The 1,217-nt window shown below is 77.5% G+C and carries 1 pseudogene; it reads right to left on the bottom strand.

Annotated elements, in window-relative coordinates:
- Window positions 1–919, bottom strand: a pseudogene (locus PV721_RS43465) (hypothetical protein); the annotation flags it as partial.
- Between the last annotated feature and the right edge of the window lie 298 nt (window positions 920–1,217).

Genomic DNA, 1,217 nt, shown 5'->3' with positions numbered 1-1,217 from the left:
CTTTTTTTGTGGGCGAGGAGGTGTTGATAAGTGGCAGGCCCCGTGGGCGGCCCCCGCATCGAGGAGGGGCCGGTACGGGGGTGGGCATCGGAGCGTCCAGCTCGGGGCCGGGCCAGCTCGGCGCCTCCTCGACGCGGGGTCCGCCCACGGGGCCGCCGACCGGGCCGGTACCGAAGCCGGGGCCGCCGGTGGTGGGTCCGGCGGGGCCGCCGGGCCCGTTGCCGTAGACCGGGAAGGCCTCGGTGACGGGGCCGCCGTCGCCCTGGTCGTTCCCGTAGACCGGGAAGCCCTGGGTGGACCCGACGCCGGGGCCGCCGGGCATCGGGGCCGCGGGTGCGGGCGCCGGAGCCTGGGCGTAGCCGGTGCCGTAGTCCGCCACGGGCGGCGGCGGGGTGCGCGGCGGCGCGTAGGCGCTGTCCGGCGCCGGCGGTGCCTGGGTGCGCGGCGGGGGCGCGTAGCCGCCCTGCACGGACGGAGGCGGCGTCGGGCCGGGCGCGGCGCCGGGCACGGGCCGCTGCGCGAGCGGGGGCGGCGGGGCGGACGCGGCCGGCGGCATCTGCGCGGCGGCGGGCGCCTGGGCCGCGGGCGCCGCGTTGGCCGGCTTGCGGGGGGCGAACCAGTTGCTGGCGGCCGGCTCCTCGGCTTCGGCCGGGCCCTGGGCGCGCGGGGGCTCCGGCTCCCGCTCGGCCTCGATCCGCGTCGGCTGGGGCTTGGGGCGCTGCGCGAGCGGCGGCTCGGCCGTGGGCTGCGGCCCCTGTTCCGGCGCGGTGGCGGCCGTGCCTGAGTTGGTGCCCATCGACTTGCGCACGACCACCGGCGGGATCGGCCGGGAACCCGGGATGTTGATCCGGATCCGGGTCGTCAGGGTGGTCTCGGTCTTGGGCCCGTCGGATTCGGGCGTGGACGGCTTCGAGGTCACAGGGTTCTCCTCCGGAGCGGTCGACGCGCCAGGTCCGGATGGCACAGTCGTGGACGGGTGCTGGCCGGTTCCATACGGCGGCGTCCCCGAGGGGTAGGCGGCTCCACCGTGCCCCTTGGGCCCGGAGGACGAACTGTCGGTTTCACGACTCAAGGCAGGTTCTCCCGGTTGGCTCCGCCGCCCGTCATACCGTGCGCGGGCAGCTCGGCGGCCCGTCCACCATACTGGCCGCCGCCCGCGCGCAACTGACGGCCGGGAATCAGGGATTCCCCATCACGCCCGCCAAACCCCCCTGAAC

The organism is Streptomyces sp. MB09-01 (assembly GCF_033794505.1).
In the GTDB taxonomy this organism is placed as follows: domain Bacteria; phylum Actinomycetota; class Actinomycetes; order Streptomycetales; family Streptomycetaceae; genus Streptomyces.
Note: the sequence above shows the minus strand (reverse complement) of the source record. Positions and strands in the feature narration are given on the sequence as shown.